Here is a 25101-nt window from a genome sequence, read left to right as displayed (position 1 = left end):
TATGCTGTTAATTAGGAAGGAGTCAGACAGGTGAAAAGAGTGTACAGTATATGGCTTTTAACAATAGCCACACTAATATTATTATTTCCTTGTCATAGTCTTGCCAAGACGACTTTGCAAGTTAAGATGCCCTCATCTGTTTTAAATATTTCAAAAGATAATACGTATTCAAATGAAACACAAGATTTACCACGTTTGCAACCAAGTAAGCTTGCGCAAGAATTGTTAAAAACATCAAGTATTAAAATTGAAAATCCAGATTTAATTCGGATGTTAAATGAAACTTCAATTTCAAATGCACCACTCGCAATCGGATATAAAGCGAAAATTTATTTAGGACAGTGGCCATTACATTATGAATCAACAGATACAACAATGAATTGGGAATATAAACAAGTAAATCGTAACGTGTATGATAATAGAGGAGTAGAGGCGGTGCACCCGCTTCGCTATAAGCAAGAGATTCAAAAAACGATAGAAGGTAACCTAACATCGCCTATTAAAGACTCCTCAGATGTGAAAGCTATGATGTTGTTAAAGGCTTCTGAAAAAGTTCAATTGCCCCTTTCTTTTAAAACCACAATTGGATATGGGACTCATCATGAACGAGTGTACAAAATTAGTCCGAAACAAATGGGATATTTATATGCGTATGTGCCAGCGGTAAATGAAAAAGGAAAAGTTACGTTTGGTGAGGTATATCTTGTTTTGAAGGGAAATCAAAAGAGATTGGTTGTTAAAAATGTAACATCACAAGGAATTGGAGCCGCTATTCCAATTCAAGATTATTTATCCTTTAAATTCATTCCATCACCATACCCGCAATAGAAAAAACGTCAGCTATATGCAGCTGACGTTTTTTCTTACAATGTAATCTTCGCTTCTTTCGTTAAGAAATCTTCATTTTGATAGTAGCTATTTTTGACAAGAATATTTGGCCCAAGGCATTTTACAGCTGGACAATGGCAGCTTAATGATTTTGCTGTTTTGGAACTGTACCATTTGTCGTATGCTTCTTGTAATGTATTTGTTTGTACATTGCCGAGAACGGGGATATCGCCAAAATCAGTAACGATAATATTTCCATCAAAGATATTTACATTTAAGCGGGAGCGACCATCTGGATCATTACGAACAGTTACATTTTTGCTCTCATGCAGTTTTTTTAAGGTAGCTAAATCACGTTCATCATCGCTACATGCATAGAATGGTAATGTTCCGAATAACATCCATACGTTTTCATCTCGAATAGCTAATAGATGTTCAATGGCGCTTCGGATTTCAGCTTTTGTTAAAATTTCAAGATTGCTAGCAAAGTCACTTGGATACATTGGATGTACTTCATGACGTTTACATCCCATTTCTTCAACAATTTGACGATGGATGTTTTCAATGTGCGGCAATGTACGTTTATTTAACATTGTTTCTGCTGAAACGATAATACCGGCATCTGATAAAGCTTTACTATTTGTAATCATGCGCTCAAACAGTTTTGCACGTTGTTCATAAGTAGGTTTGCGGGCCATCATTGCAAAACCACCTTCAACGAAATCATCAATCGTCCCCCAGTTATGTGAAATATGCAACACATCTAAATAAGGAATAATTTGTTCGTAACGGGCTAAATCTATAGTTAGGTTTGAATTAATTTGAGTGCGAACGCCTCGTTCATGGGCATATTTTAAGAGTGGTGTTACATAGTTGTCGACGGATTTTTTTGACATCATAGGTTCTCCACCAGTGATGCTTAGAGAACGTAAATGAGGCACCTCATCTAATCGTTTTAATAAAAGCTCCATTGGAAGTGGATTTGGATCTTTAGGTTGCAGTGTGTACCCAACAGCACAATGCTCACAGCGCATATTGCATAACGTTGTCGTTGTAAACTCAACGTTTGTTAATAGTAATTTGCCGTACTCTTCAAGGTCCATATACGCTTCCCATGGATCGTAAGAAGGAGTAATCGGCTTCATTGTTTGTGATATACTCATATGAAATACTCCTTTGACTATTGGAATAACAATTTGTCCATTCTCTATAATAGAAGAATATAGACATTTTATAAAGTGAAACTTTTCATAACAAACAATTGTAGAGTTACTTAAGGCGTATAAAAAAATAAGAAATTTTTTATATATTTATTTGTATAGAATAATATTCTGTACAAAAATTGATAAAAATGCATGTTCATGTCAATCATTTTTACGGTATAATGAAAACAACTCGAATAAAAAGGAGAGTGCTTTCGTGGGAAAAGCAATTCATGATAAAGATTCACAATTAGTATATTTAAAAGAACGTTTAAATATGTTCATTGAAGTAATTGATTCAATTAAACCAGAAGAAGTGGAATTAGAAGATGTAGATCGTCTTCTTGCAATGTTAGATGAATTAGAACTAAAATGTGAGCAATTTAAAAAAGATTAATAATATATGAAAGTGGCCACCAATGAGATGTTGGAGGTCACTTTTTCTTTTATCCCGCTATGTTAGAGCAGCTCGATTGGTGAAGGCTCATAATCAGTGGGGAATGAAGCCTCTCCTACTGATTAAAGTTGTACTTTATCGTTTTAGAAACCGGAGAGAACTTGTTTTATAAAATAGAATGAATATAAAAAAAAAGGTATAATCAAGTTGTGGAAAATTTCATTTTACTTTCAGATGATAGACATACAAACAAAGAAGGATAGAATGAAGTTTTCATCTAGTAACGTTTTGGTAGCGTTCACAATTGAGGGGGAGTAACAATGGAAAAGCTTCAAGAAAGCATGTATCAACTTATTGTTGAAACGTCGACGAATTTACCAAAGGATGTTCGCCGTGCAATTCAACAAGCAAAAGAACGAGAGAATGCAGGGACTCGTTCAGCGATGGCACTTGGCACAATTACAAATAATATTAAAATGGCGGATGACAACATTTCGCCAATTTGCCAAGATACAGGGATGCCAACATTTAAAATCTATACACCAGTTGGTGTGAATCAATTAAAAGTGAAAGAAGCTATCTATAGTGCGCTTGAGCGGGCGACTAAGGATGGAAAACTACGTCCGAACTCTGTCGATTCCCTTTTTGGAGACAACAGTGGAAACAACTTAGGGCCAGGAACACCTGTTATCAAATTTGAACAGTGGGAAAAAGATTATATCGATGCTCGTTTAATTTTAAAAGGGGGCGGCTGTGAAAATAAAAACATTCAATATAGCTTGCCTTGCGAACTAGAAGGGCTTGGACGAGCAGGCCGTGATTTAGAAGGGATTCGTAAATGTCTTCTTCATGCGGTATATCAAGCACAAGGACAAGGATGTAGCGCAGGTGTAATCGGTGTCGGTATCGGGGGAGACCGTACGTCGGGATATGAATTAGCTAAAAATCAATTATTCCGTACATTAGATGATGTGAATCCAATTCCAGAATTGCAGAAATTAGAAGAATACGTAGTAGAGAATGCAAATAAACTTGGGATTGGTACAATGGGATTTGGTGGAGAAACGACTTTACTTGGTTGTAAAATTGGAGTGTACAATCGTTTGCCAGCGAGCTTCTATGTGTCTGTAGCGTATAATTGTTGGGCGTATCGCCGTCTTGGTGTAACACTTCACCCAGAAACAGGTGAAATTATCGATTGGTTATATCAAGAAGGAGAAGACACACTTCAACAAGAGGCTGTAGAAGAAAAACAAGAACAACGTGAAATCGTATTACAAGCCCCAATTACAGAAGAACAAATTCGTGAACTTCGCGTTGGGGATGTTGTAACAATTAACGGTATGATGTACACAGGACGTGATGCGATTCATAAACATTTAATAGATCATGACTGCCCTGTAGATTTAAATGGCCAAATCATTTATCATTGTGGACCAGTTGTAGTGAAAGATGAAAATAATAATTGGAAAATTAAAGCGGCAGGTCCAACAACAAGTATCCGTGAAGAACCATATCAAGGAGATATCATGAAGAAATTCGGTATCCGTGCAGTCATTGGTAAAGGTGGTATGGGTGCGAAGACATTAGCTGCACTGAAAGAACATGGCGGTGTCTATTTAAATGCAATTGGCGGTGCAGCGCAGTATTATGCCGAATGTATTAAAGAAGTAAAAGATGTAGATTTTCTACAGTTTGGTATTCCAGAAGCAATGTGGCATTTACGCATTGATGGTTTTAAAGCAGTTGTAACAATGGATTCTCATGGTAACAGCTTGCATGCTGATGTGGATAAAACGTCACTTGAAAAATTGGCGGAGTTTAAAGAACCAGTATTTAAATAAAGAAAGAAAAAATGCATCTCGAGTTATTTGAGATGCATTTTTTGGTATATGTAGAAAAATATGCTCAGCATGAAAGGAAGATTAAAAACAGAAACTACCGGTACGATGACATATGGAAAGGAGAGTATGTATGAAGTTTAGATATTTGTATATAGGTCTCATTTTAATGATTATAATGGCATTTGTACCGAAGTTTGCTTTTGCTTATACGAATGAGGCGAATCATTGGGGAATCCCGCGAGCTAAAAGCGAGACTCCGCCGGATGCAGGGAAAAAGTTTACTGATTTACTTCGTAATAATGGTGGCTTTTATTTAGGGGATACGACTAAAAAAGATATATATTTAACATTTGATAATGGTTATGAAAATGGATATACTGAAAAAATTTTAGACGTATTAAAAGAAAAGAAAGTACCAGCGACATTTTTTGTAACAGGACATTATGTTAAAGGCCAAAAAGATTTATTAAAGCGAATGGTAAATGAAGGACATATTATTGGTAACCACTCACAGACACATCCGGATCTTACAACTGTCAATGATGCAAAGTTAAAAGAAGAACTACAAAGTGTAACAGATGAAATTAAAAAAGTAACAAAGCAAAAGGAAGTAAAATATTTACGTCCTCCGCGCGGTATTTTCAGTGAGCGCACATTGGCACTTGCAAAAGAAATGGGTTATTATAATGTATTTTGGTCGCTTGCTTTTATTGATTGGAAAGTAGACGAGCAAAGAGGATGGCAATATGCACATAATAATGTGATGAATATGGTTCATCCAGGTGCGATTATTTTATTACATGCAGTATCAAAAGATAATGCAGAGGCCCTTGCGAAAATCATTGATGATTTACGAGAGAAAGGGTATCATTTTAAAAGTCTAGATGATTTAGTAAAACGCAATCAACCGTAAGCATGTATGCTTGCGGTTTTCTCATGCTATAATGATGTGTAAAAAGGATGGGGAAACGTATGTGGAGTGAACATGTTACGTTAAAGAGTCCGTACCACTTTGAAGAAGTATTAAGGCGCTTATCTTTTGATCCATTAAATCGTGTTCAATTAGATGAGAAAATCGTGTATGTTCCACTGTTTATAAATGGAGAACAGATTGTTGTTCGTGTACAAGGGCTAGGAACAATCGAGAAACCACAATTTTGGATTTCGAGTGAGACAGGTCAGCGCGAACAAGTTATGGAACGGATTTATACGATCTTCCAGTGGAATGAATCTTTGCAAAAGATACAAGACCACTTTCAAAACACATCACTACATCCACTTTTTGAAACATATGCGTATACACCGCTTATTTTAGAATTTGATTATTTTACTTGTCTGCTTCGATGTATCATTCACCAACAAGTCAATTTAAAGTTCGCTACTGTTCTTACGGAACAATTTGTAAAGACATATGGAACAGAGAAAAATGACGTTTTCTTTTTTCCAACGCCAGAAAGAGTAGCAAAGATTTCAATAGAAGAACTTAGAGGACAAAAGTTTAGTCAACGAAAAGCGGAGTATATGATAGGATTAGCAAAACAGGTTGCGGAAGGTAAGCTTAATTTGTCAGAATTAGAAAAACAAACAGAGGAAGAAGTTTCAGCACAATTGTTACCAGTACGAGGGATTGGGGCATGGACAGTGCAAAATTTTTTATTGTTTGGACTTGGGCGCCGGAATATGTTTCCCAAAACAGATATCGGAATTCAGCGTGCACTACAAGGATTATTTCAATTAGACAATAAGCCAGATGATGCATTTTTAGAACAAATAAAACAAGAGTGTGGACCATACTGTAGTTATGCAGCGTTATATTTATGGAAAAGTATAGAGTAGAGGTGTAATAATCGTGCAAAAGCAACATGAAAGTAAATTGCAAGTTGGCCAAACGTTTCCGGTGACCATTAAGCGTCTTGGGATTAACGGAGAGGGCGTTGGCTATTTTAAGAGACAAGTTGTCTTTATTCCAGGAGCATTACCAGGTGAAGAAGTGGTTGCAGAGGCAACGAAAATTCAGCGTGGTTTTGCGGAAGCGAAAGTGAAAAACGTTCGTAAAGCTTCCCCACATCGCGTGAAAGCTCCGTGTCCAGTATATGATAAATGCGGGGGTTGTCAGCTCCAGCATTTAGATTATGGAGAGCAATTAAATCAGAAGCGTGATATCGTTGTACAAGCATTTCAAAAGTATATGAAGAATAGTTTGGAAGAGAAGATTCGCCCGACGCTTGGTATGAAAGATCCATGGTACTATCGTAATAAAAGTCAGTTACAGGTAGGAAGAAAAGACGAAAAAGTCATTACAGGATTATATGAGCAAAATTCGCATCGTCTAATTGATATTGCACATTGTATGATTCAGCATAAGGCAACAAACGAAGCGACGAAAGTCGTGAAACGTATTTTAGAGAAGTTAAACATTTCTATTTATAATGAGCGGAAAGGGAAAGGGCTTATCCGTACAATCGTTACACGTGTAGCAGTTCAAACAGGGGAAGTGCAAATTACGTTAATTACGGCAAAAGACGAATTCCCAAATAAAGAGCAGTTTATCGTAGAAGTACAAAAACAAATGCCAGCTGTGAAATCCATTATGCAAAATGTAAATGGACGTAAAACATCTGTTATTTTTGGAGATAAGACGTTCCGTTTATTTGGGAAAGAAGTCATTCAAGAAACGCTTGGTGATTTATCATTTGAATTATCAGCACGTGCCTTTTTCCAATTGAATCCAGAACAGACAGTTGTTCTTTACAATGAAGCGAAAAAAGCAGCGACATTAACAGGGAAAGAAAAAATTGTAGATGCGTATTGCGGCGTTGGTACGATTGGACTGTGGCTTGCAAACGATGCGGCGGAAGTACGCGGCATGGATGTCATTCCAGAAGCAATTGCAGATGCACGAAAGAATGCAAAACGCCACGGATTTACAAATACGAAATATGAAGCAGGTAAAGCTGAACAATGGTTACCGAAATGGGTAAAAGAAGGATGGCGCCCAGATGTAATCGTAGTTGACCCACCACGTACAGGTTGTGACGATAAACTGCTTGAAACCATTTTAAAAGTACAACCAAAAACAGTTGTATACGTTTCCTGTAATCCATCTTCACTAGCACGTGATATAAAAACATTAATGAAGAGCTATGAAGTGGAATACGTACAGCCAGTAGATATGTTCCCGCATACAGCACATGTGGAGAATGTGGTTAGGCTTGTTAGAAAATAAGGAGAATAAAATGAACAACTACAAACTCACAATTCAATATGACGGCGGACGCTTTAAAGGATGGCAGCGCCTTGGTAATAACGATCATACGATTCAGGGGAAAATTGAAAGTGTACTATCAGAAATGATTGGACAAGAAATTGAAATTATCGGCTGTAGCAGAACAGATGCTGGTGTACACGCTCTGAACCAAGTAGCCAACTTTAAGGTCGATGAAAAATTAGTGGAAACGAAAGTGAAAAAATATTTAAATCAATACTTACCAAACGATATTAGCATCACGGATGTGGAGCAAGTTCCAGAACGTTTTCACGCTCGCTACAACTCAAAGGCAAAAACATATTTATATAAAATTTGGAATGAGGAACATACGAACCCGTTTATGCGTAAATACAGTATGCACGTTCCTAAAAAGTTAAATGTTGAAAACATGAAACAAGCAGCTCACTATTTCATTGGTTCTCATGATTTTACCGCTTTTTCAAATGCGAAATCGAAAAAGAAATCAATGGTTCGAGAAGTATATGTGCTCGATGTTTTTGAAAGCGAAGGGTTTATTCAAATTCGAGTGAGCGGAAATGGTTTTCTTCACAATATGGTAAGAAAAATTGTTGGAGCATTAATTGAAGTTGGATTAGGACAGCTTGACGCTGAAGCAATTCCGCAAATTTTAGAAGCAAAACAAAGGAATCAGATTAATTGCCTTGCGGATGCGAACGGATTGTATTTAGAAAAGGTTGATTTTTAAATAGTGAAAGAGACTGTAAAATTGTAAACAGTCTCTTTTTTTGTGACAATAAACATTGAAATACACATTATGTCTGCAAAGGGGGATGTATAATGAATCAGTCGATTTCGCAACTACTTGAACAAATCGATTCACGAAAAGAAGAACTATTAGAACTTGCAAAAACATTAATCCGCTTTGAAACACCAGCGCCACCAGCTAGAAATACAAATGAAGCGCAGCAATTTATTGCGGATTTCTTGAAAGAACGTGACTTTGTTATTGATAAATGGGACGTGTATCCGAATGACCCAAATGTTGTTGGTGTGAAAAAGGGAACAGCTAGTGATTCACATAAAAGTTTAATTATTAATGGGCATATGGATGTAGCAGAAGTATCAGAAGATGAAGATTGGGAAACTGGGCCTTTTGAACCATTTGTGAGGGATGGATGGTTAGTTGGCCGCGGCGCTGCTGATATGAAAGGTGGATTAGCAGGAGCCTTATTTGCCATTCAGCTTTTAAAAGAGTCAGGAATTGAATTACCTGGGGATTTAATTTTTCAATCGGTAATTGGGGAAGAAGTAGGAGAAGCAGGAACACTTCAATGTTGTAAGCGCGGATATGAAGCTGATTTTGCTGTTGTTGTTGATACGAGTGATTTACATATGCAAGGACAAGGCGGTGTCATTACAGGTTGGATCACTGTAAAAAGTCCGCAAACCTTTCATGATGCAACGCGTAGACAGATGATTCATGCTGGCGGAGGTTTATTTGGAGCGAACGCAATTGAAAAGATGATGAAAATTATCCAGGGACTTCAGGAGTTAGAACGTCACTGGGCCGTAATGAAGACGTATGAAGGGTATCCATTTGGAACAACAACGATTAACCCGGCGGTTATTGAAGGAGGACGGCATGCGGCATTCGTTGCCGATGAGTGCCGGTTATGGATTACGGTGCATTTTTATCCAAATGAAACGCATGATCAAGTTGCAAAAGAAATTGAAGAATATATTGACAGAATTGCTACAGCAGATCCATGGCTTCGTGAAAATCCACCACAATTTGAATGGGGCGGAGAATCAATGATTGTAGATCGAGGTGAAGTTTTTCCGTCATTAGAAATAGATGGTAATCATCCAGCAGTGCAAAGGCTTGCATCTATACATGAATCTTCATTAAAGCGTAGTTCCATTCTTGATATGTCAGCAACAGTAACGGACGGAGGCTGGTTTAGCGAATTCGATATTCCAGCTGTCATTTATGGTCCAGGCACTTTGGAAGAAGCTCATTCTGTGAATGAAAAAGTGGAGATTCAGCAACTCGTTGAGTTTACAAAAGTAATAACTGCTTTTATATACGAATGGTGTCATACAGAAAAGTAAGATAATTCTTGTTATGGAATCGTACAAGTGAGAAGACTTGTGCGATTTTTTGTAGTGTTTTTTAATAGAGGCAAAGTGACGAATGGTGTTGTCTGGTCGATATTTTGCATCGAACCGCCGATATAGCATGGAAAACCTGTGCCAAACTGTCATGTTTTATGATAGTTTGGCACAGGTTTCTGTCATATTTTCTACATCTCTTTCCGCAAATGAGCTAGCTTTTTTTTAACTAACTCAACTGCGATTGCATCGTCTAAATAGCCAATAGGAAATATATAATCTGGGATAATGTCTGTTGATAAAACAAAATACAATAAAGCACTTCCGATTACAGCACGTTCTTTTTCAGAAATCGTATCTTTGCAAAATTGTTGATACATTTCTGTTAGCTGCTCAATAAAGGGGCCTGTGCTATCAATTTGCTTCAATTTTGTTGAGAAGCTTTCATGAATACGCATTTGTCCTTCTGTCGTTTGCGCATACCGTTCATAGTTTTCTAATTCTTGTTTGACGCGTATTGTTGTGTAATCATAATCAAAAAGGTTCGATGACTGTAGGGTATCTTGAATCGTATCAATGGAGTTATACATATCGATTTTTTCTTTTTTGATAGGGGAAGAAGTTGAATGCAGTGCATCGTATAGCATTTGTGGTGGGACTTTTAAAGATTCAGCGAACTTTTGCAAATGTTTTTGCTTTGCTTGTTGTTTACCATTTATAATTCGTGAAATCGTTGATGGATCAATATTTGTGAGTGTTCCTAATTGACGCATAGATAGAGCGCGTTCTTTTAATAAATTCTTTAGTAATGCGCCAAGCTTATCATTCGGATTTTCCGTAGACATAGTTTAGCACTCCTTCTTGTTTCTAAAGTGTTGAACAAATGTTGAGTTTTTATTAACAGTATATGAAGCTGACAGGCACAATTGCTCAATATTTGCATAACATGCATGGAAAATAAAAATGAGGAGTGAATGTTGATGAGTTCGGCAGGATTATTTTCTATTTTGTTAATAGGGATTGCTTCTAATTTAGATAATGCGGGTGTAGGAATTGCATACGGGATTCGTAATATTCGTATTTCTTGGTTTAACAACTTCATTATCGCTTTTTTCGGGTTTCTTTTTACTTTATTAGCTGGTTTATTTGGAAATTGGATTTCATTATTTATTTCAGATTTTATGGCAAATTTAATTGGAGCAATTGTTCTTGGAATCATTGGAATCTTTGTTTTATGCCAGCCTTTATTGAATAAATCAGCAGAAGGATTAGAGAAAGATGGGAGTATAATCGGCATATTACGTAATCCAGAGAATGCTGATTTTGATGGTTCAAAAACGATTAGTTTTTCTGAAGCACTTGTGTTAGGTGTTGCATTGTCAATTAATAATATTGCCGGAGGGTTTGATGCGGGAGTAACTAATTTAAATCTTTGGTGGACGGCTATCATTTCAGGAGCATTTAGTTTTATTTGTATTAGTGCTTTTTCTTATATCGGAAAAAGATTTTTTGCGGAATACTTAGGGAAATGGGCGACAATTATTGCTGGGATTTTATTGATTTTAATTGGAATTGATCAATTAATGTAAACATGATACAGAAAAATAGAATTCGAGTATTTCCTTGGAAATACACCAAAGCATTGCATATATCGACGCTTTTTTCTTCATACTAATATTGATTTCGTAAATAGAAAGGGGGATGGATATGGGACGTGGTAAAGCATTTGACCATAAGAAAAAAGGGCATGATCATCAGCCGCCTAAAGGGGCATTTATTCATAAAGATGTGAATGAGCATACGTTAGAAGAGGAAGAATTACCTGTTAATATTGAAACGTATAAAAATAGTTTAAAGAAACATTAAAGCACCTATATAGGTGCTTTTTTAGCGGATATCTTCAATTAATTGCTGGGGTTCTTCATACATTTCGTATTCACTAAGAACTTGAATACAGCGCCATTTCAACTCTTCAACACTTTGTTCAAGCTCTTCTGGAAGGACATGAAGAATGTCCTCAAGGCTCATTCCGAAATGAATGAGTTCTAATACTTGATCATCAATATTACGATCCATTAATAACTCTAAGACGTCTAAATTAAATATGTATCGATGCGCCTCATCTAGTGAAACGACTTTTAATTTTAAGCTTTCTACAATACTAAGTATAAAGAGAAGGATTGTTTTTTCCAAAACAGGCTGCTTGGCCATTTGGAATATCAATTTCATTTTTACACCTCCACCAAGTATAGCGTTAGGTTGTACTATATTATTCAGAAGTGAGTGAAATATGCATAATAAAAAGAGGGTTCCTTATTTTACTAGAAATAGGTTACCTCTTTTGAACGTTATCATTAAAAAATACTCCAGCCTTCTTGAGCTGATAGCAGTTCTAATATTTTAAATCCAGCGATGCTATTTCCGTTTTCATCTAGTGCTGGTCCGAAAATGCCGATGCCCATTTCTCCTTTTACACAGCCGAAAATGCCGCCGGCAACACCGCTTTTTGCAGGGATTCCAACACGGATGGCAAACTCTCCAGATTCGTTATACATACCGCAAGTTACCATGAACGTTTTACAAATTTTTGTAATATGTTTTGGGATAATTTGTTTTTGTTTATATGGATCATAGCCATCCATTGCAAAAATTAAACCGATGCGTGCTAAATCAATACAATTCACTTCAATTGCACATTGGCGTGTATATAAATCCATTAGTTCTTCAATATCGCTATCGATAATACCATTTTGCTTCATGTAGTAACAAAGCGAACGATTTAAGTAAGCTGTTTCTAGCTCAGAAGTAGCAACTTTTGCAGAATAATGAATAGTAGGATTATCCGTGATTTCACGTACGAAATTGAGAATTCGTTCTATTTTCTCTTCGTTATTCGCTCCTTTCAGCATACTTGTAATTGCTAGTGCACCTGCATTAATCATTGGATTAAGAGGTTTAGAAGGGCTTGTTGTTTCTAATTTAATAATGGAATTGAATGGATCCCCCGTTGGTTCCATTCCAACTTTAGAAAATACATATTCTTCACCGCGGTCTAATAGGGCAAGAGCAAGTGTAATTACTTTTGAAATACTTTGAAGGGTAAAAAGTATTTGGGAGCTCCCGGCATGAACATACTCGGTTTCTTTATGGTAAATTGCAATTCCTAAGTCGTTTGGATTTGCATTTCCTAATTCGGGGATATAAGTAGCAAGTTTCCCTTTTTTTGTATATGGTTTTACTTGTTCTAACAACTGTTTTAAGTTGTTTGTTTCAACACACTGCATAATACCAACGCTCCTATTTTGAATAAACTAAGTTTACTATTCCCGTGTATGGTGGGAAATAAATAATACCATGAAAAAGTGGAATGATAAAATAAAACTTTTATACAATCCGTTATCTTTTATAATGTTCATGGAAGGAGGAGAGATTTCGTTTTATCTTGCTATTTATCCCGCATTAACGGGCAAGTAAGACTCCCACCTCAAGGTTCAGAGAGAAGCAAGGAAGATAGGTGGCCCGTAACAGCCCGATTGGTGAGGGCTCATAATCAGTGGGGGATGAAGAAAACCCCCACTGATTAAAGTTTCACTTTATGGATTGTGAAACTTTAAAGTAAAGAAATAGGTTGAGAATAGGGATATTTGTAAAAGCTCAATTAATCAAGATTCAGAATGAGTAGAGCTGAAGAACATCTCAATGATAAAAATGTCCTCTCATATAATCATTTTGAAAAAATATATCCATAAAATTTTCAAAAATAAAAACTACACATCTATACAACTGTATGTTATGATGATTTCGATAGATAAAGCGTTTTCTTAACCACTTATATAATGGTAACGATTTCAAAAATTAGATAGGGGGAATCATAATGTTACAGTTTTTACAACGTATTGGTAAAGCATTAATGCTCCCAATTGCAGTTTTACCAGCAGCAGGTTTGTTGATGAGATTAGGTCAACCTGATGTTTTTGATATACCTGTTATGGCACAGGCCGGTACAGCTATTTTTGAAAATTTAGCACTTATTTTTGCAATTGGTGTTGCAATCGGTTTGTCAGTTGATGGTAGTGGAGCAGCAGGTCTTGCTGGTGCAATAGGATTTTATGTGATGAAGTATACGACTAATGCGCTTAGTACAACATATTCAACAGCAGAATTGAATGATAAATTACAATCGGTTCAAGATATACTTGGAAAAAGTGAAAATCTAGAGCCATCAAAACTTGCAGAAACGATGACAAATATATCAAAAGCAGCTACTTTATCACCGAAAATAGATATGGCTATTTTTGGTGGGATTATCGTAGGGGTAGTTACAGGCTTATTGTATAATAAGTTTTATAAGATTAAACTTCCAGAATGGTTAGGATTCTTTGCAGGAAAACGCTTCGTACCAATTATTACTTCTATTGTTATGCTTCTTTTAGGATTAGTATTTGGACAAATTTGGCCGACAATTCAAAGTGGTATTGATGCAGTAGCACATGGTATTGTTCAGTTAGGAGCAACTGGTGCTGGTATTTTTGGTCTATTAAATCGTTTATTAATTCCAATTGGATTGCATCATGTGATGAACACGTATTTTTGGTTTGTATTTGGCGATTTTACAAATGCAGCAGGAACTGTATTCCATGGTGATATTGCTCGTTTCTTAAATGGAGACTCTACAGCAGGTATGTTTATGACTGGTTTCTTCCCAGTTATGATGTTTGGTTTACCAGCAGCATGTTTCGCAATGATTGCAGCTGCGAAACCGGAAAAACGTAAAATGGTTACAGGGATGTTAGCTGGTCTGGCTTTAACTTCATTTTTAACTGGTATTACAGAACCAATTGAATTCTCATTCATGTTCTTATCTCCAGTATTATATGGTATCCATGCTGTATTAACAGGTATTTCATTATTTGTAACAACATCACTTGGCATTCATGATGGTTTTTCATTTAGTGCAGGTGCTATTGATTACTTCTTAAACTTTGGTATTGCAACAAAACCATTATTGCTAGCAGGAATCGGTTTCATTTATGCAGTTATTTACTTTGTAGTATTCTATTTCTTAATTAAGAAATTTAATTTAAAAACTCCAGGTCGTGAAGATGATGAGGAAGTAGTAGCAGGCGATGAAGCACCAGTTGCAGGTTCTATTGGAGAAACATATGTAACTGCACTTGGCGGAAAAGACAATTTAACAGTGATTGATAACTGTGCGACTCGTCTTCGTCTACAAGTAAAAGATGCAAACTTAGTAAACGAACCAGCGTTAAAACGTGCAGGTGCAAAAGGTGTTATGAAATTAAGTAACACAAGTGTGCAAGTTATCGTTGGAACGAACGTTGAATCAGTTGCTGAAGATATGAAAAAACACGTATAAATTGAAGAAAAAAGAGGATATCCGAAAAGATTGATAAAATTCATCTTTTAGGGGATATCCTTTTTTATATGTGAATCTTACTTTTGAAAATTTTCTTTTTCTTTTTTGTACATATTAGTTGGTAATCAGCGTAGTGCATGATACAGTAAGTATGGTATGAAATGGATTTTCCATTCCTTGTGAAAAAATGGGACTAGTTTTTTCATAAAATGAATAAAATGAGGGGAAAACGGTAGTTATGGAACAGGAAAAGGATAGCGTGAATCCGAAAGCTCGGAAATCAATAGCATATATAAAAGGAATAGTGATTCTCAGTCTGTTATTTTTCATTGTATATTTTGGATATACAAAAATTATGTCTCATAGTAAAAAAGAGAATACGTTAAAAGCTGCAACAGAGATGAAAAAGAAAGAAGAAGTACCGAAGAAAAGTGAGCAACAACCAAAACAACAAGAACAAACAGTGAAAGCGGCAGAACAACCTGTTGAAGAGACTCCGCAAGATATTAACGAAAATGCTGAGTTAGATCAATATTTGCAAAGTAAAGGATTTAGTGGAACGGCAGTCGTTGTAAAGAATGGTAAAGTACTTTTAAATAAAGGATATGGTCTAGCGAATCAAGAGAAAAAAATACCAAATAATTCAGAAACGACATTTTATATTGGTTCGATTTCAAAAGCGTTTGTAGCAACTGCGATTATGCAGTTAAAGGATCAAAATAAACTGCAAACAGAAGATACAGTAACAAAATATATTCCCGATTTCCCACAAGGTGAGGGACTGAAGCTATCGCATCTATTAACGCATACGTCTGGAATTCCAGAATATGAAGCAGGGAGTGAAGACATCTCTCACGAGGAATTGTTAAAGAGAATTGGAGAACAAAAGCGTTTAGCAAATCCAGGAGAAAAATGGAAGTACTCTGATTCTAACTATTCTATTCTTGCTTATATTGTTGAAAAAGTGAGCGGACAACCGTTAGAAGAATATATAAAGCAACATATTTTTGATGCGATCGGAATGAAAAATTCAGGTTTTGGAAGGGCTTTAGAGCAAACAAGATATCCTTCCACTGGATATAAGATTGTGAATAATAATATGACAACACCTGCTATTCCAAGCATGTCACAATTATATGGATGCGGTGATATATATACAAGTGCGTATGATTTATATTTATTTAATGAAGGCTTATTCTCTGGAAAACTCATTTCAAAAGAGAGTTATAATCAAATGTTCACACCTGTAAAAAAAGATTATGGATTTGGATGGTATGTGAATCCAGGCAGTTATTCGAATCACGGTGTTATGCCCGGTTGGAATTGCTTAAATGGCTTTAGCAAAAGCGGAAATATACATGTTATTTTATTATCCAATATTCAAAATAATATTAAATCGTTTGGTAAAGTAAATAATGATATGTATACAATGTTGCAACATATTGAAGTGTAAGAGGCTATCTTTGAGATAGTCTCTGTTTGTTTAGAGGGGAGGTTTTTTTGTATATGAAGAAGGATTATATGGATATGGGGGAGAGAGTATGGGGATTCATAAGCATCATGCACGTAATGCAAAGCGCATAATGCTTTTTGCTGTAATCGTGTGGATTATTTTGGGGGTTGAATTCTTTTTAGAATATAGGAAAGACACACTGTTTCGTTCAGGACGAGAGCATATAAAGTTACTAGGTGTTGTAGTAACAGCGAGTATACTATCTATCTATAGCTTCATTGAGAGAAGAAGAGCAAAAAGAATCGAACAAATCATTCAAGAAAAAGAAGACACTGTATTGCTAGAGCAAAAAAGATTTGTTATGCGTAAGGAGACAGGAATATTTACAACAATTACATACTTTGGACTAAATGGAAGTGCAATCGGAATATTAAAAGAAATATATCATACACATAGACAAAAAGTTTGGAAATGTATTTTGTCATTCTTTTCAAAAGGAACATATGAAAAGCAATTTTATTTATACAATCAAATTGGGAAAGAGGTATTACGAATTAAAAAAAAGAGAGGGATAAGGAATTCTTATTCATTTTATCATGTGGATGGAGAAAAAATAGGAGAATTAAATCAACTATTAAAGTTAACAAAGTGGGAATGGATTTTTTTGTTATCAAATGGAAACGAGATTGGAAAGGTTACAGGTGATTTATCAGCAACGTTGCAGAAAGGAATTTGGCGTGATGGAACTTATATCGATGTAAAAGAAGGTGGGATTCCATTAGAAGCTATTCAGTATTTTTCAGCCAGTGGAGGTTCACTTATTACGATATCAGTAGCAGAACAGACTGAAATACCAAAGGCAGTATACTATGCTGTAGCTGCACTAATTATGTTAAAAGAGTAGAAGCAAAAAAGGCAGATGAGACATCATCTGCTTTTTCATGTAATGAGCTTATCTGTTATTTTAGGACATGGGGATAAAGAAAGCTTTCGCTGATGAAAGTTTCACTTTATGTACGAAACTACTAATTTTTCTGGAAATGTATGACTTACCTATCACAAAATCAGTAATACTTGTATACATTAAGATGTACAGATGTATTATCCATATTATTTTATATAAATGAAAAAAGTTAAGAATGCGTCTATTGAGTAAACACTGGAGGAAACTAGTAAACGTTTTTAATAGACTATTACATTATTTTTTAAATAATGAATAGTATTTTTGATAAACTTCGCTACGCTCATTTCATAAACAGCGAAGTAAATATGGCAAAAGAGAAAGGAGAAGAAAAAATGAATGATAGTAGGAAGATAACTGTCATTGGATTGGGCTATGTTGGTCTTCCTTTAGCGATACATTTTGCGGAAAGAGGATATAACGTAGTCGGATTAGATCAAGATAAACGAAAAATAGAACGAATTGAAAAAGGAGATAGCTATATACCAGATGTTTCTTCGAATGTCTTAAAAGGTTTGGTGCAAAACAAGCAGTTGGTAGCTTATACGCCTCATACAGGGATAGAAGAATTTCAAAAGAGCGAGTATGTGATTGTTACGGTACCAACGCCAATTAATAAACAAAAAGAACCTGATTTAAGTGCTCTTATTGCAGCCTCTCATTATATAAAACAAAACCTTCAAGCAGGACAAACCTTCATTTTTGAAAGTTCCACATATCCGGGTACATTGGAAGAAGTCATCATTCCGATCATTGCTCAATCAGGTAAAGAAGTTGGAAAAGATTATTATATTGGATACTCACCAGAGCGAATCGATCCAGCGAATCAGCAATATACAGTGCAAACCATTCCAAAAGTAATTAGTGGTCAAACTGAGAGATGTAAGCAACAAGTCCAAAAATTGTATAGTACTGTATTTGATACAGTCGTTCCAGTTAGTTCTCCAAAAGTAGCAGAGATGTGTAAGTTATTTGAAAACATTCAGCGTTTAGTTAATATTTCCTTAGTAAATGAGTTAAATATACTTTGTGAAAAGTTAGGGATTGATTTTCGTGAAGCTCTTGAAGCTGCGGCGACAAAACCATTTGGTTTTACACCATATTGGCCGGGACCAGGAATAGGAGGGCATTGTATTCCAGTTGATCCTTTATATTTTCAGTGGAAAGCAAGACAGCTAGGGCGATCAAGTCAATTAATCGAAGCAGCTCATATAATTAATGAAAAGATGCCGAAGCAAATTGTAACGCAGGTGAAAGAATGGAGTGCTCCTCCAGGAACTGTCTTTCTGATTGGTATTGCGTATAAGAAAGATGTAAATGATTTACGAGAATCTCCAGCATTACCAATTATCGAGCTGTTAATAAACGAGGGATATAAAGTACAATATCACGATCCATATATTTCATCTGCAAAAATTGGAGACGAAATATATGATTCTATTCCACTTGAGAAGAAAATATTAGAAAAAGCAGATTGTATACTAATTGTAACAGATCATTCCAATATAGATTGGAATATATGTAAAGGAATGGGACATGTAATAGATACACGAGGTGTACTAAAGAAGGTGAGTGCATGAAGAAACGTTGTTTGATTACAGGTGGAGCAGGATTTATTGGATCACATTTAGCTGAAGAACTTGTGAAAAGAGGTCATCAAGTTACGATTGTTGATAATTTTTATAAAGGAAAAAGTAAATATCATGAAGAGTTAATAGAAAAAATCCCAATTATTCCGATTAGTATTCTTGATAAAAATTCGATGTATGAATTGGTAGATCAGCATGATGTTGTATTTCATTTAGCTGCTATTTTAGGTGTAAAGACTACGATGGAAAAAAGTATTGAATTAATTGAAACGAATTTTGATGGAACAAGAAATATTTTACAAGCAGCATTAACGGGAAAGAAGAAAGTGATTTTCGCCTCCACTTCTGAAGTGTATGGAAAAGGAACGCCACCGTTTTCGGAAGATGGTGATCGGTTATATGGAGCAACATCTAAAATTCGGTGGAGTTATGCAATTTGTAAAACATTAGAAGAGACATTGTGTTTAGGATATGCGCTACAAGGATTACCAGTAACAATTGTCCGTTATTTTAATATTTATGGCCCAAGAGCAAAAGATGGTCCATATGCTGGGGTGATTCCACGATTTATTCGTGCAGCTCTTCAAGGTGATGATCTTCTTGTATATGGAGATGGAAAGCAAACGCGTTGTTTTACGTATGTAAGTGATGCGGTAGAAGCGACAATTTCCGCAATGGATGAAAACGTAAATGGAGAAATCATTAATATAGGATCTGAAGACGAAAAAAGTATTCAAGAAGTAGCACAAGATATTCATCAATTGACGAATTCATCTTCCAAAATTGTTCACGTACCATTTGAAAAGGTGTATCCACATGGATTTGAAGAAATTCCGAATCGAAAGCCTGATGTTACAAAGCTAAGAGAAATATGTCAATTCCATCCTAATGTTTCATGGGAACAAGGATTGAAAGAGACGATTCAGTGGTTTCGTGAAATAGAGAATGATTAAATAATGATTCGTGATGATGCCTGTTCGTCGTAAGGTTTAAAGTTTAAAGCTATAAAAAAGAAGTGTACCGATTTGGTACACTTCGTCTATTCTGTCATAAAAAACAATATAACAGAATAAGAGGTAAGGGTATTACAGTTTATAATGGGTATGACTTTTTATACCACAGAATAGGATTCGTTTATAAGGATACTAAAAAAATATAATTAAGGAAAGAGCCAATTGAAAAGAGTATTAAACTAATATTAACACTATCTATATAGTTGTTTGCTCAACGTTTCACAAATGTGTCACAACTATCTCGTTCATTTTTTTTTAAAAGTAGTATTCTAAATGTGTAAGCTGTTATATAAAAAATCTTAGTCCTGTACTAATCAAAAAATGGAGGAGATTAGGATGACTCAAGTATTAGAAACTGTAAAACATGCATGGGAAAAATTTAAAGGTGAAAAATGGAAAGCAGAGATTGATGTTCGCGATTTCATTTTAAATAATGTAAACGTTTACGAAGGTGACGAATCTTTCTTAGCGGGAGCAACAGAAGCAACGAAAAAACTTTGGGATCAAGTAATGGATCTAACTAAGCAAGAACGTGAAAATGGTGGCGTTCTTGATATGGACACAAAAATTGTTTCTTCTATTACATCACATGGTCCAGGATATTTAAATAAAGAGCTTGAAAAAGTAGTAGGTGTTCAAACAGATCAACCATTTAAACGTTCTTTACAACCATTTGGTGGTATTCGTATGGCAGAGCAATCTTGTGAAGCATATGGATTTAAAATGGATGAAGAATTAAGTCGTATCTTTAGAGATTGGCGCAAAACTCATAACCAAGGTGTATTTGATGCCTACACTCCAGAAATGAGAGCAGCTCGTAAATCAGGTGTTATTACTGGCCTTCCAGATGCATATGGACGTGGACGTATTATTGGTGATTATCGCCGCGTAGCATTGTATGGGGTAGATCGTTTAATTGAAGCGAAAAAAGAGGATTTAAATCTAACAGGAAGTGTAATGAGTGAAGATGTTATCCGTCTACGTGAAGAATTATCTGAGCAAATTCGTGCACTTCAAGAGTTAAAAGAAATGGCAGCTTCTCACGGTTTTGATATTTCGAAACCAGCGACAAATGCACAAGAAGCATTCCAGTGGTTATACTTTGCTTATCTTGCAGCAATTAAAGAACAAAACGGGGCTGCAATGAGTCTTGGACGTACTTCAACATTCTTAGATATCTATGTTGAAAGAGATTTAGAAAATGGCACTTTAACTGAAGAGGAAGCGCAAGAAATTGTTGACCATTTCATTATGAAATTACGTCTTGTAAAATTTGCGAGAACTCCTGATTATAATGAATTATTCTCTGGTGACCCAACTTGGGTAACTGAATCTATCGGTGGTATTGCACTTGACGGTCGTCCATTAGTAACAAAAAACTCATTCCGTTTCTTGCATACATTAGACAATTTAGGACCTGCGCCAGAGCCAAACTTAACAGTTCTTTGGTCTAAGCAATTACCACAGAAATTTAAAAACTACTGTGCAAAAATGTCTATTAAAACATCTGCAATTCAATATGAAAATGATGACATTATGCGTCCAGAATATGGCGATGACTATGGTATTGCTTGCTGTGTATCCGCAATGAGAATTGGTAAACAAATGCAATTCTTCGGAGCTCGTGCAAACTTAGCGAAGGCTTTATTATACGCTATTAATGGCGGGAAAGACGAAAAGTCAAAAGCGCAAGTAGGACCAGAGTTTGCACCAATTACTGCTAGCGTACTAGATTATGATGAAGTGATGCATAAATTTGATATGACAATGGAATGGTTAGCGAGTCTTTACTTAAATACATTAAATGTAATTCACTACATGCACGATAAATATAGCTATGAACGTATCGAAATGGCACTTCATGATACTGAAGTTCTTCGCACAATGGCAACAGGTATCGCTGGTCTATCTGTCGTAGCTGACTCTTTAAGTGCAATTAAATATGCAAAAGTAAAACCAATTCGCGATGAAAATGGTATCGCGGTTGACTTTGAAATTGAAGGTGACTTCCCGAAATATGGTAACAATGATGACCGCGTTGATGAAATTGCAGTAAATCTTGTGAAAACATTTATGAACAAACTTCGTAAACATAAAACATACCGTAATTCTGTTCATACAATGTCAATCTTAACAATTACATCTAATGTGGTATATGGTAAGAAAACTGGTAATACTCCAGATGGACGCCGTGCTGGAGAACCATTCGCACCAGGTGCAAACCCAATGCATGGACGTGATACAAAAGGTGCACTAGCATCGCTATTATCTGTTGCGAAATTACCATACGAAGATGCGCAAGATGGTATTTCTAATACATTCTCCATCATTCCGAAAGCGCTTGGTAAAGAAGAAGAGGTACAAGTTAGTAACTTAGTATCTATGTTAGATGGATATGCAGTAAAAGAAGGACATCACTTAAATATTAACGTATTTAATCGTGAAACATTATTGGATGCAATGGAACATCCTGAAAAATATCCACAATTAACAATTCGTGTATCTGGTTACGCTGTTAACTTTATTAAATTAACTCGTGAACAACAAATTGATGTAATTAATCGTACAATGCATGAAAGCATGTAAAGAAAAATTTCCCCCTGTCTCTTAATAAGGGAACGGGGGGAGTTGTTTCAATAAAGGAGGAAGTAACATGGTAAAAGGAAGAATTCATTCTGTAGAGTCTTGTGGTACTGTTGATGGCCCAGGAATTCGTTATGTCATATTTACACAAGGGTGTTTATTACGCTGCCAATATTGTCATAATGCTGATACATGGGAGATTGGTAAAGGAAAAGAAATAACAGTTGATGAAATTATGCAGGATGTTACATGTTACCTTCCCTTTATTGAGGCTTCAGGAGGCGGCATTACAGTTAGTGGTGGAGAACCGTTATTACAATTAGAGTTCCTAATTGAATTATTCAAAAAATGTAAGGAAGTTGGAATTCATACAACAATTGACTCTTCGGGAGGTTGTTACTCAGAAGAACCAGAGTTCCAAAGAAAATTAGATATCTTAATGGATTACACAGATTTGGTTTTACTGGATTTAAAACATATTGATTCTAAAAAGCATCGAAAATTAACAGGAAAACCAAATGAGCATATTTTACAATTTGCTCGTTATTTATCAGATAAAAAGAAACCCATTTGGGTAAGACATGTATTAGTTCCTGGCGTTACAGATAGCGAGGAAGATTTACAAAGATTATCTCATTTTATTCAAAGTCTATCTAATGTACAAAAGGTTGAAGTGCTACCATATCACAAACTTGGTGTATATAAATGGGAAACACTTGGACATAAGTATCCTCTTCAAGGTGTTGAACCTCCAACAGAACAAAGTGTTTTACATGCAAAAGAAATTTTAAAAGCGGTCTAATCCATACTTTGGATTAGACTTTTCTTTTTCCTCTAATAAACGCTAGAGTATATGTAGATAAAGGAGTATACTGAAAGTGGAATATCCATATTTTTGTAAAGGGATTAGAAGAGAAATTTACATAATTGTAAAGGGAAATCTAAATAGTAAAAAGAATTAAGATGTATTAGGGCGCGTATGATGGAATGTAGAACACCTTCAAATTATTGCGAAAGCTCTTATAGGAAAGTATAATGTAAAGATATGAGCATAAATAGGATTAAGGGGTCAATCTTATATGCCTTGCATATCCACGACAGGTACATAGCTAACATGAAAGTGTTGGGATCCAAATATGTAATTTTTTTAGGAAAATGTTTTTCCTATTGTCGTATATGCAATACGGAGAAGCGAAAAAGCTAGGAGTGGATTTGTTTGATAAAAAACCCCAAGGTTTTAATATTAACAGCACATTACGGCAATGGTCATGTGCAAGTAGCAAAAACATTAGAACAAGCATTTCGTCAAAAAGGAATCGAAGATGTGATTGTTTGTGATTTATTTGGAGAATCACATCCAATTATAACGGATATCACAAAATATCTATATTTAAAAAGCTATACGATAGGTAAAGAGTTATATCGTTTATTTTATTATGGTGTAGAGAAAATTTACGATAAAAAAATCGCATCGTGGTATGCCAACTTTGGGAGAAAGCGTCTGAAAGCACTTTTGCATACAGAGAAACCAGATATAGTCATTAATACATTTCCAATTATTGCTGTGCCAGAGCTGAAAAAACAAACAGGTTTTTCAATTCCTGTTTATAATGTATTAACGGACTTCTGTTTGCATAAAATATGGATTCATCGTGAAGTAGATCGTTATTTTGTTGCAACAGATTATATAAAACAAGTAATGGTTGAAATCGGTGTACCTTCAGAGCGTATTGTAGAAACTGGGATTCCGATTCGTAAAAATTTCGAGTTAACTATGAATTCAGAACTTATATATAATAAATATCAGTTATCTCGTGAGAAAAAGATTTTGCTTATTGTAGCAGGAGCTCATGGTGTATTAGGGAACGTTAAAGATTTATGCGCGTCATTTATGTCTGTTCCTAATCTACAAGTGGTTGTTGTTTGTGGGAAAAATGATGCTCTAAAACAAGAATTATTGAAGCTACAGGAACAAAATTCTGAAGCACTAAAAGTATTTGGCTATATAGAGAATATTGACGAATTATTCCGTGTTACTTCTTGTATGATTACAAAGCCGGGAGGCATTACATTAAGTGAAGCGGCAGCTTTACAAGTACCTGTCATTTTATACAAACCTGTACCGGGGCAAGAAAACGAAAATGCAATTTACTTTGAGAGCAAGGGGGCAGCAGTTGTAATACGTGATGATGCTGAAATGTTTGAGAAAACAAAAGCTTTATTAGAGGATGATAAGAAACTTTTACAAATGAAAGAAGCAATGGGAAGCATTTATCGTCCAGAACCAGCTGCTCATATTGTAGATGTAATTTTAGAAGAGAATCATGCACAAACGAATCATGTGCCAATGAAATCGCCAGCTCTAGCTCAGTCTTTCACGTAATAAGAAACCCTCTTTTCTATGAACTGTACCCTATAAAATGGACAGTTTAATAAAAAAGCCCTGAAAAATCAAGCACTGAAAAGATGGTTCCGATATTCAATCGGAGTCATCTTTTTTAATGTCCACTGAT

The 25101-nt window shown here is 35.5% G+C and carries 22 protein-coding genes; 18 read left to right on the top strand and 4 right to left on the bottom strand.

What is annotated here, in order from left to right; all coding sequences use genetic code 11:
• Positions 1–30 precede the first annotated feature (30 nt).
• Positions 31–828, top strand: coding sequence for a YfkD famly protein (locus tag MR063_RS13665; RefSeq protein ID WP_242198548.1), 798 nt, complete (start codon positions 31–33; stop codon positions 826–828).
• Positions 829–863: 35 nt separating this feature from the next.
• On the opposite strand, the gene yfkAB is transcribed toward MR063_RS13665, so the two are convergent.
• Positions 864–1991, bottom strand: a complete 1128-nt coding sequence (gene yfkAB, locus MR063_RS13660; protein WP_242198546.1) for a radical SAM/CxCxxxxC motif protein YfkAB — start codon at positions 1989–1991, stop codon at positions 864–866.
• Positions 1992–2247: 256 nt separating this feature from the next.
• Between yfkAB and MR063_RS13655 the strand changes: the two genes are divergently transcribed.
• The 7 genes from MR063_RS13655 to MR063_RS13625 all read left to right on the top strand — a co-directional run bounded on the left by MR063_RS13655 (position 2248) and on the right by MR063_RS13625 (position 9612).
• Positions 2248–2427, top strand: a complete 180-nt coding sequence (locus tag MR063_RS13655; protein WP_242198544.1) for an SE1561 family protein — start codon at positions 2248–2250, stop codon at positions 2425–2427.
• Positions 2428–2747: 320 nt separating this feature from the next.
• Positions 2748–4271, top strand: coding sequence for a class I fumarate hydratase (gene fumA, locus MR063_RS13650; RefSeq protein ID WP_242198542.1), 1524 nt, complete (start codon positions 2748–2750; stop codon positions 4269–4271).
• Positions 4272–4401: 130 nt separating this feature from the next.
• Complete coding sequence (gene pdaA, locus MR063_RS13645) at positions 4402–5184, top strand: delta-lactam-biosynthetic de-N-acetylase (RefSeq protein WP_242144420.1); 783 nt, start codon at positions 4402–4404, stop codon at positions 5182–5184.
• 59 nt (positions 5185–5243) lie between these two features.
• Positions 5244–6107 carry a DNA-3-methyladenine glycosylase family protein gene (locus tag MR063_RS13640; RefSeq protein ID WP_242198541.1) on the top strand — a complete coding sequence of 288 codons (864 nt, stop codon included), beginning with the start codon at positions 5244–5246 and terminating at the stop codon, positions 6105–6107.
• 10 nt (positions 6108–6117) lie between these two features.
• Positions 6118–7497 (top strand): 23S rRNA (uracil(1939)-C(5))-methyltransferase RlmD, encoded by a 1380-nt coding sequence (gene rlmD / locus MR063_RS13635; RefSeq protein ID WP_242198796.1) that lies wholly within the window; start codon positions 6118–6120, stop codon positions 7495–7497.
• Between the two features lie 10 nt (positions 7498–7507).
• The gene (gene truA / locus MR063_RS13630) at positions 7508–8245 is read left to right on the top strand and encodes a tRNA pseudouridine(38-40) synthase TruA (RefSeq protein WP_242198537.1); all 738 of its coding nucleotides are present in this window, start codon (positions 7508–7510) and stop codon (positions 8243–8245) included.
• A gap of 92 nt (positions 8246–8337) precedes the next feature.
• A complete protein-coding gene (locus tag MR063_RS13625) occupies positions 8338–9612 on the top strand; it encodes an acetylornithine deacetylase (RefSeq protein WP_242198536.1) in 1275 nt (424 codons plus the stop codon).
• A 191-nt stretch (positions 9613–9803) separates the two neighbouring features.
• Here MR063_RS13625 and MR063_RS13620 read toward each other — a convergent pair whose 3' ends face one another.
• Complete coding sequence (locus MR063_RS13620; RefSeq protein WP_242198534.1) at positions 9804–10457, bottom strand: DUF1232 domain-containing protein; 654 nt, start codon at positions 10455–10457, stop codon at positions 9804–9806.
• Between the two features lie 135 nt (positions 10458–10592).
• Between MR063_RS13620 and MR063_RS13615 the strand changes: the two genes are divergently transcribed.
• Both MR063_RS13615 and MR063_RS13610 read left to right on the top strand, forming a co-directional pair.
• On the top strand, positions 10593–11201 hold the full coding sequence (locus MR063_RS13615; protein ID WP_242198532.1) for a manganese efflux pump: 609 nt from the start codon (positions 10593–10595) through the stop codon (positions 11199–11201).
• 118 nt (positions 11202–11319) lie between these two features.
• A complete protein-coding gene (locus MR063_RS13610) occupies positions 11320–11478 on the top strand; it encodes a hypothetical protein (RefSeq protein ID WP_000532411.1) in 159 nt (52 codons plus the stop codon).
• A gap of 21 nt (positions 11479–11499) precedes the next feature.
• Here MR063_RS13610 and MR063_RS13605 read toward each other — a convergent pair whose 3' ends face one another.
• Entirely contained in the window at positions 11500–11841 is a 342-nt protein-coding gene (locus MR063_RS13605; RefSeq protein WP_242144425.1) for a DUF3969 family protein, read from the bottom strand.
• A 125-nt stretch (positions 11842–11966) separates the two neighbouring features.
• The gene (gene glsA / locus MR063_RS13600) at positions 11967–12896 is read right to left on the bottom strand and encodes a glutaminase A (protein WP_242144426.1); all 930 of its coding nucleotides are present in this window, start codon (positions 12894–12896) and stop codon (positions 11967–11969) included.
• Positions 12897–13486: 590 nt separating this feature from the next.
• Here glsA and nagE point away from each other — a divergent pair.
• The 8 genes from nagE (at position 13487) to MR063_RS13560 (ending at position 24971) form a co-directional block, all read left to right on the top strand.
• Positions 13487–14989 carry an N-acetylglucosamine-specific PTS transporter subunit IIBC gene (gene nagE / locus MR063_RS13595; RefSeq protein ID WP_242198530.1) on the top strand — a complete coding sequence of 501 codons (1503 nt, stop codon included), beginning with the start codon at positions 13487–13489 and terminating at the stop codon, positions 14987–14989.
• Positions 14990–15227: 238 nt separating this feature from the next.
• Positions 15228–16442 carry a serine hydrolase domain-containing protein gene (locus MR063_RS13590; RefSeq protein WP_242198528.1) on the top strand — a complete coding sequence of 405 codons (1215 nt, stop codon included), beginning with the start codon at positions 15228–15230 and terminating at the stop codon, positions 16440–16442.
• 88 nt (positions 16443–16530) lie between these two features.
• Positions 16531–17346, top strand: coding sequence for a sugar ABC transporter ATP-binding protein (locus MR063_RS13585; RefSeq protein WP_242198526.1), 816 nt, complete (start codon positions 16531–16533; stop codon positions 17344–17346).
• A 392-nt stretch (positions 17347–17738) separates the two neighbouring features.
• Complete coding sequence (locus MR063_RS13580; RefSeq protein ID WP_242198525.1) at positions 17739–18983, top strand: nucleotide sugar dehydrogenase; 1245 nt, start codon at positions 17739–17741, stop codon at positions 18981–18983.
• Entirely contained in the window at positions 18980–19945 is a 966-nt protein-coding gene (locus MR063_RS13575; protein ID WP_242198522.1) for an NAD-dependent epimerase/dehydratase family protein, read from the top strand. Before MR063_RS13580 ends, MR063_RS13575 begins: the two co-directional genes overlap by 4 nt.
• Before the next feature lie 396 nt (positions 19946–20341).
• Positions 20342–22591 (top strand): formate C-acetyltransferase, encoded by a 2250-nt coding sequence (pflB, locus tag MR063_RS13570; protein ID WP_242144431.1) that lies wholly within the window; start codon positions 20342–20344, stop codon positions 22589–22591.
• A gap of 67 nt (positions 22592–22658) precedes the next feature.
• Positions 22659–23390: a pyruvate formate-lyase-activating protein gene (gene pflA / locus MR063_RS13565; RefSeq protein ID WP_242198517.1), complete on the top strand. Its 732-nt coding sequence runs from the start codon at positions 22659–22661 to the stop codon at positions 23388–23390.
• Between the two features lie 414 nt (positions 23391–23804).
• The gene (locus MR063_RS13560) at positions 23805–24971 is read left to right on the top strand and encodes a diglucosyl diacylglycerol synthase (RefSeq protein ID WP_242198515.1); all 1167 of its coding nucleotides are present in this window, start codon (positions 23805–23807) and stop codon (positions 24969–24971) included.
• The last annotated feature ends 130 nt before the right edge of the window (positions 24972–25101 follow it).

This window comes from Bacillus cereus group sp. BfR-BA-01492 (assembly GCF_022662815.1).
GTDB lineage: Bacteria > Bacillota > Bacilli > Bacillales > Bacillaceae_G > Bacillus_A > Bacillus_A cereus_BD.
The sequence above is the reverse complement of the archived record's forward strand: the minus strand, read 5'-3'. Positions and strand labels throughout refer to the sequence as shown.

Coding starts and splice junctions, on each gene's coding strand:
- yfkAB (WP_242198546.1), bottom strand. CDS start 1,991: ATGAGTATATCACAAACAATGAAGCCGATTACTCCTTCTTACGATCCA.
- fumA (WP_242198542.1), top strand. CDS start 2,748: ATGGAAAAGCTTCAAGAAAGCATGTATCAACTTATTGTTGAAACGTCG.
- pdaA (WP_242144420.1), top strand. CDS start 4,402: ATGAAGTTTAGATATTTGTATATAGGTCTCATTTTAATGATTATAATG.
- MR063_RS13640 (WP_242198541.1), top strand. CDS start 5,244: ATGTGGAGTGAACATGTTACGTTAAAGAGTCCGTACCACTTTGAAGAA.
- truA (WP_242198537.1), top strand. CDS start 7,508: ATGAACAACTACAAACTCACAATTCAATATGACGGCGGACGCTTTAAA.
- MR063_RS13625 (WP_242198536.1), top strand. CDS start 8,338: ATGAATCAGTCGATTTCGCAACTACTTGAACAAATCGATTCACGAAAA.
- MR063_RS13620 (WP_242198534.1), bottom strand. CDS start 10,457: ATGTCTACGGAAAATCCGAATGATAAGCTTGGCGCATTACTAAAGAAT.
- MR063_RS13615 (WP_242198532.1), top strand. CDS start 10,593: ATGAGTTCGGCAGGATTATTTTCTATTTTGTTAATAGGGATTGCTTCT.
- MR063_RS13610 (WP_000532411.1), top strand. CDS start 11,320: ATGGGACGTGGTAAAGCATTTGACCATAAGAAAAAAGGGCATGATCAT.
- MR063_RS13605 (WP_242144425.1), bottom strand. CDS start 11,841: ATGAAATTGATATTCCAAATGGCCAAGCAGCCTGTTTTGGAAAAAACA.
- glsA (WP_242144426.1), bottom strand. CDS start 12,896: ATGCAGTGTGTTGAAACAAACAACTTAAAACAGTTGTTAGAACAAGTA.
- nagE (WP_242198530.1), top strand. CDS start 13,487: ATGTTACAGTTTTTACAACGTATTGGTAAAGCATTAATGCTCCCAATT.
- MR063_RS13590 (WP_242198528.1), top strand. CDS start 15,228: ATGGAACAGGAAAAGGATAGCGTGAATCCGAAAGCTCGGAAATCAATA.
- MR063_RS13585 (WP_242198526.1), top strand. CDS start 16,531: ATGGGGATTCATAAGCATCATGCACGTAATGCAAAGCGCATAATGCTT.
- MR063_RS13580 (WP_242198525.1), top strand. CDS start 17,739: ATGAATGATAGTAGGAAGATAACTGTCATTGGATTGGGCTATGTTGGT.
- MR063_RS13575 (WP_242198522.1), top strand. CDS start 18,980: ATGAAGAAACGTTGTTTGATTACAGGTGGAGCAGGATTTATTGGATCA.
- pflB (WP_242144431.1), top strand. CDS start 20,342: ATGACTCAAGTATTAGAAACTGTAAAACATGCATGGGAAAAATTTAAA.
- pflA (WP_242198517.1), top strand. CDS start 22,659: ATGGTAAAAGGAAGAATTCATTCTGTAGAGTCTTGTGGTACTGTTGAT.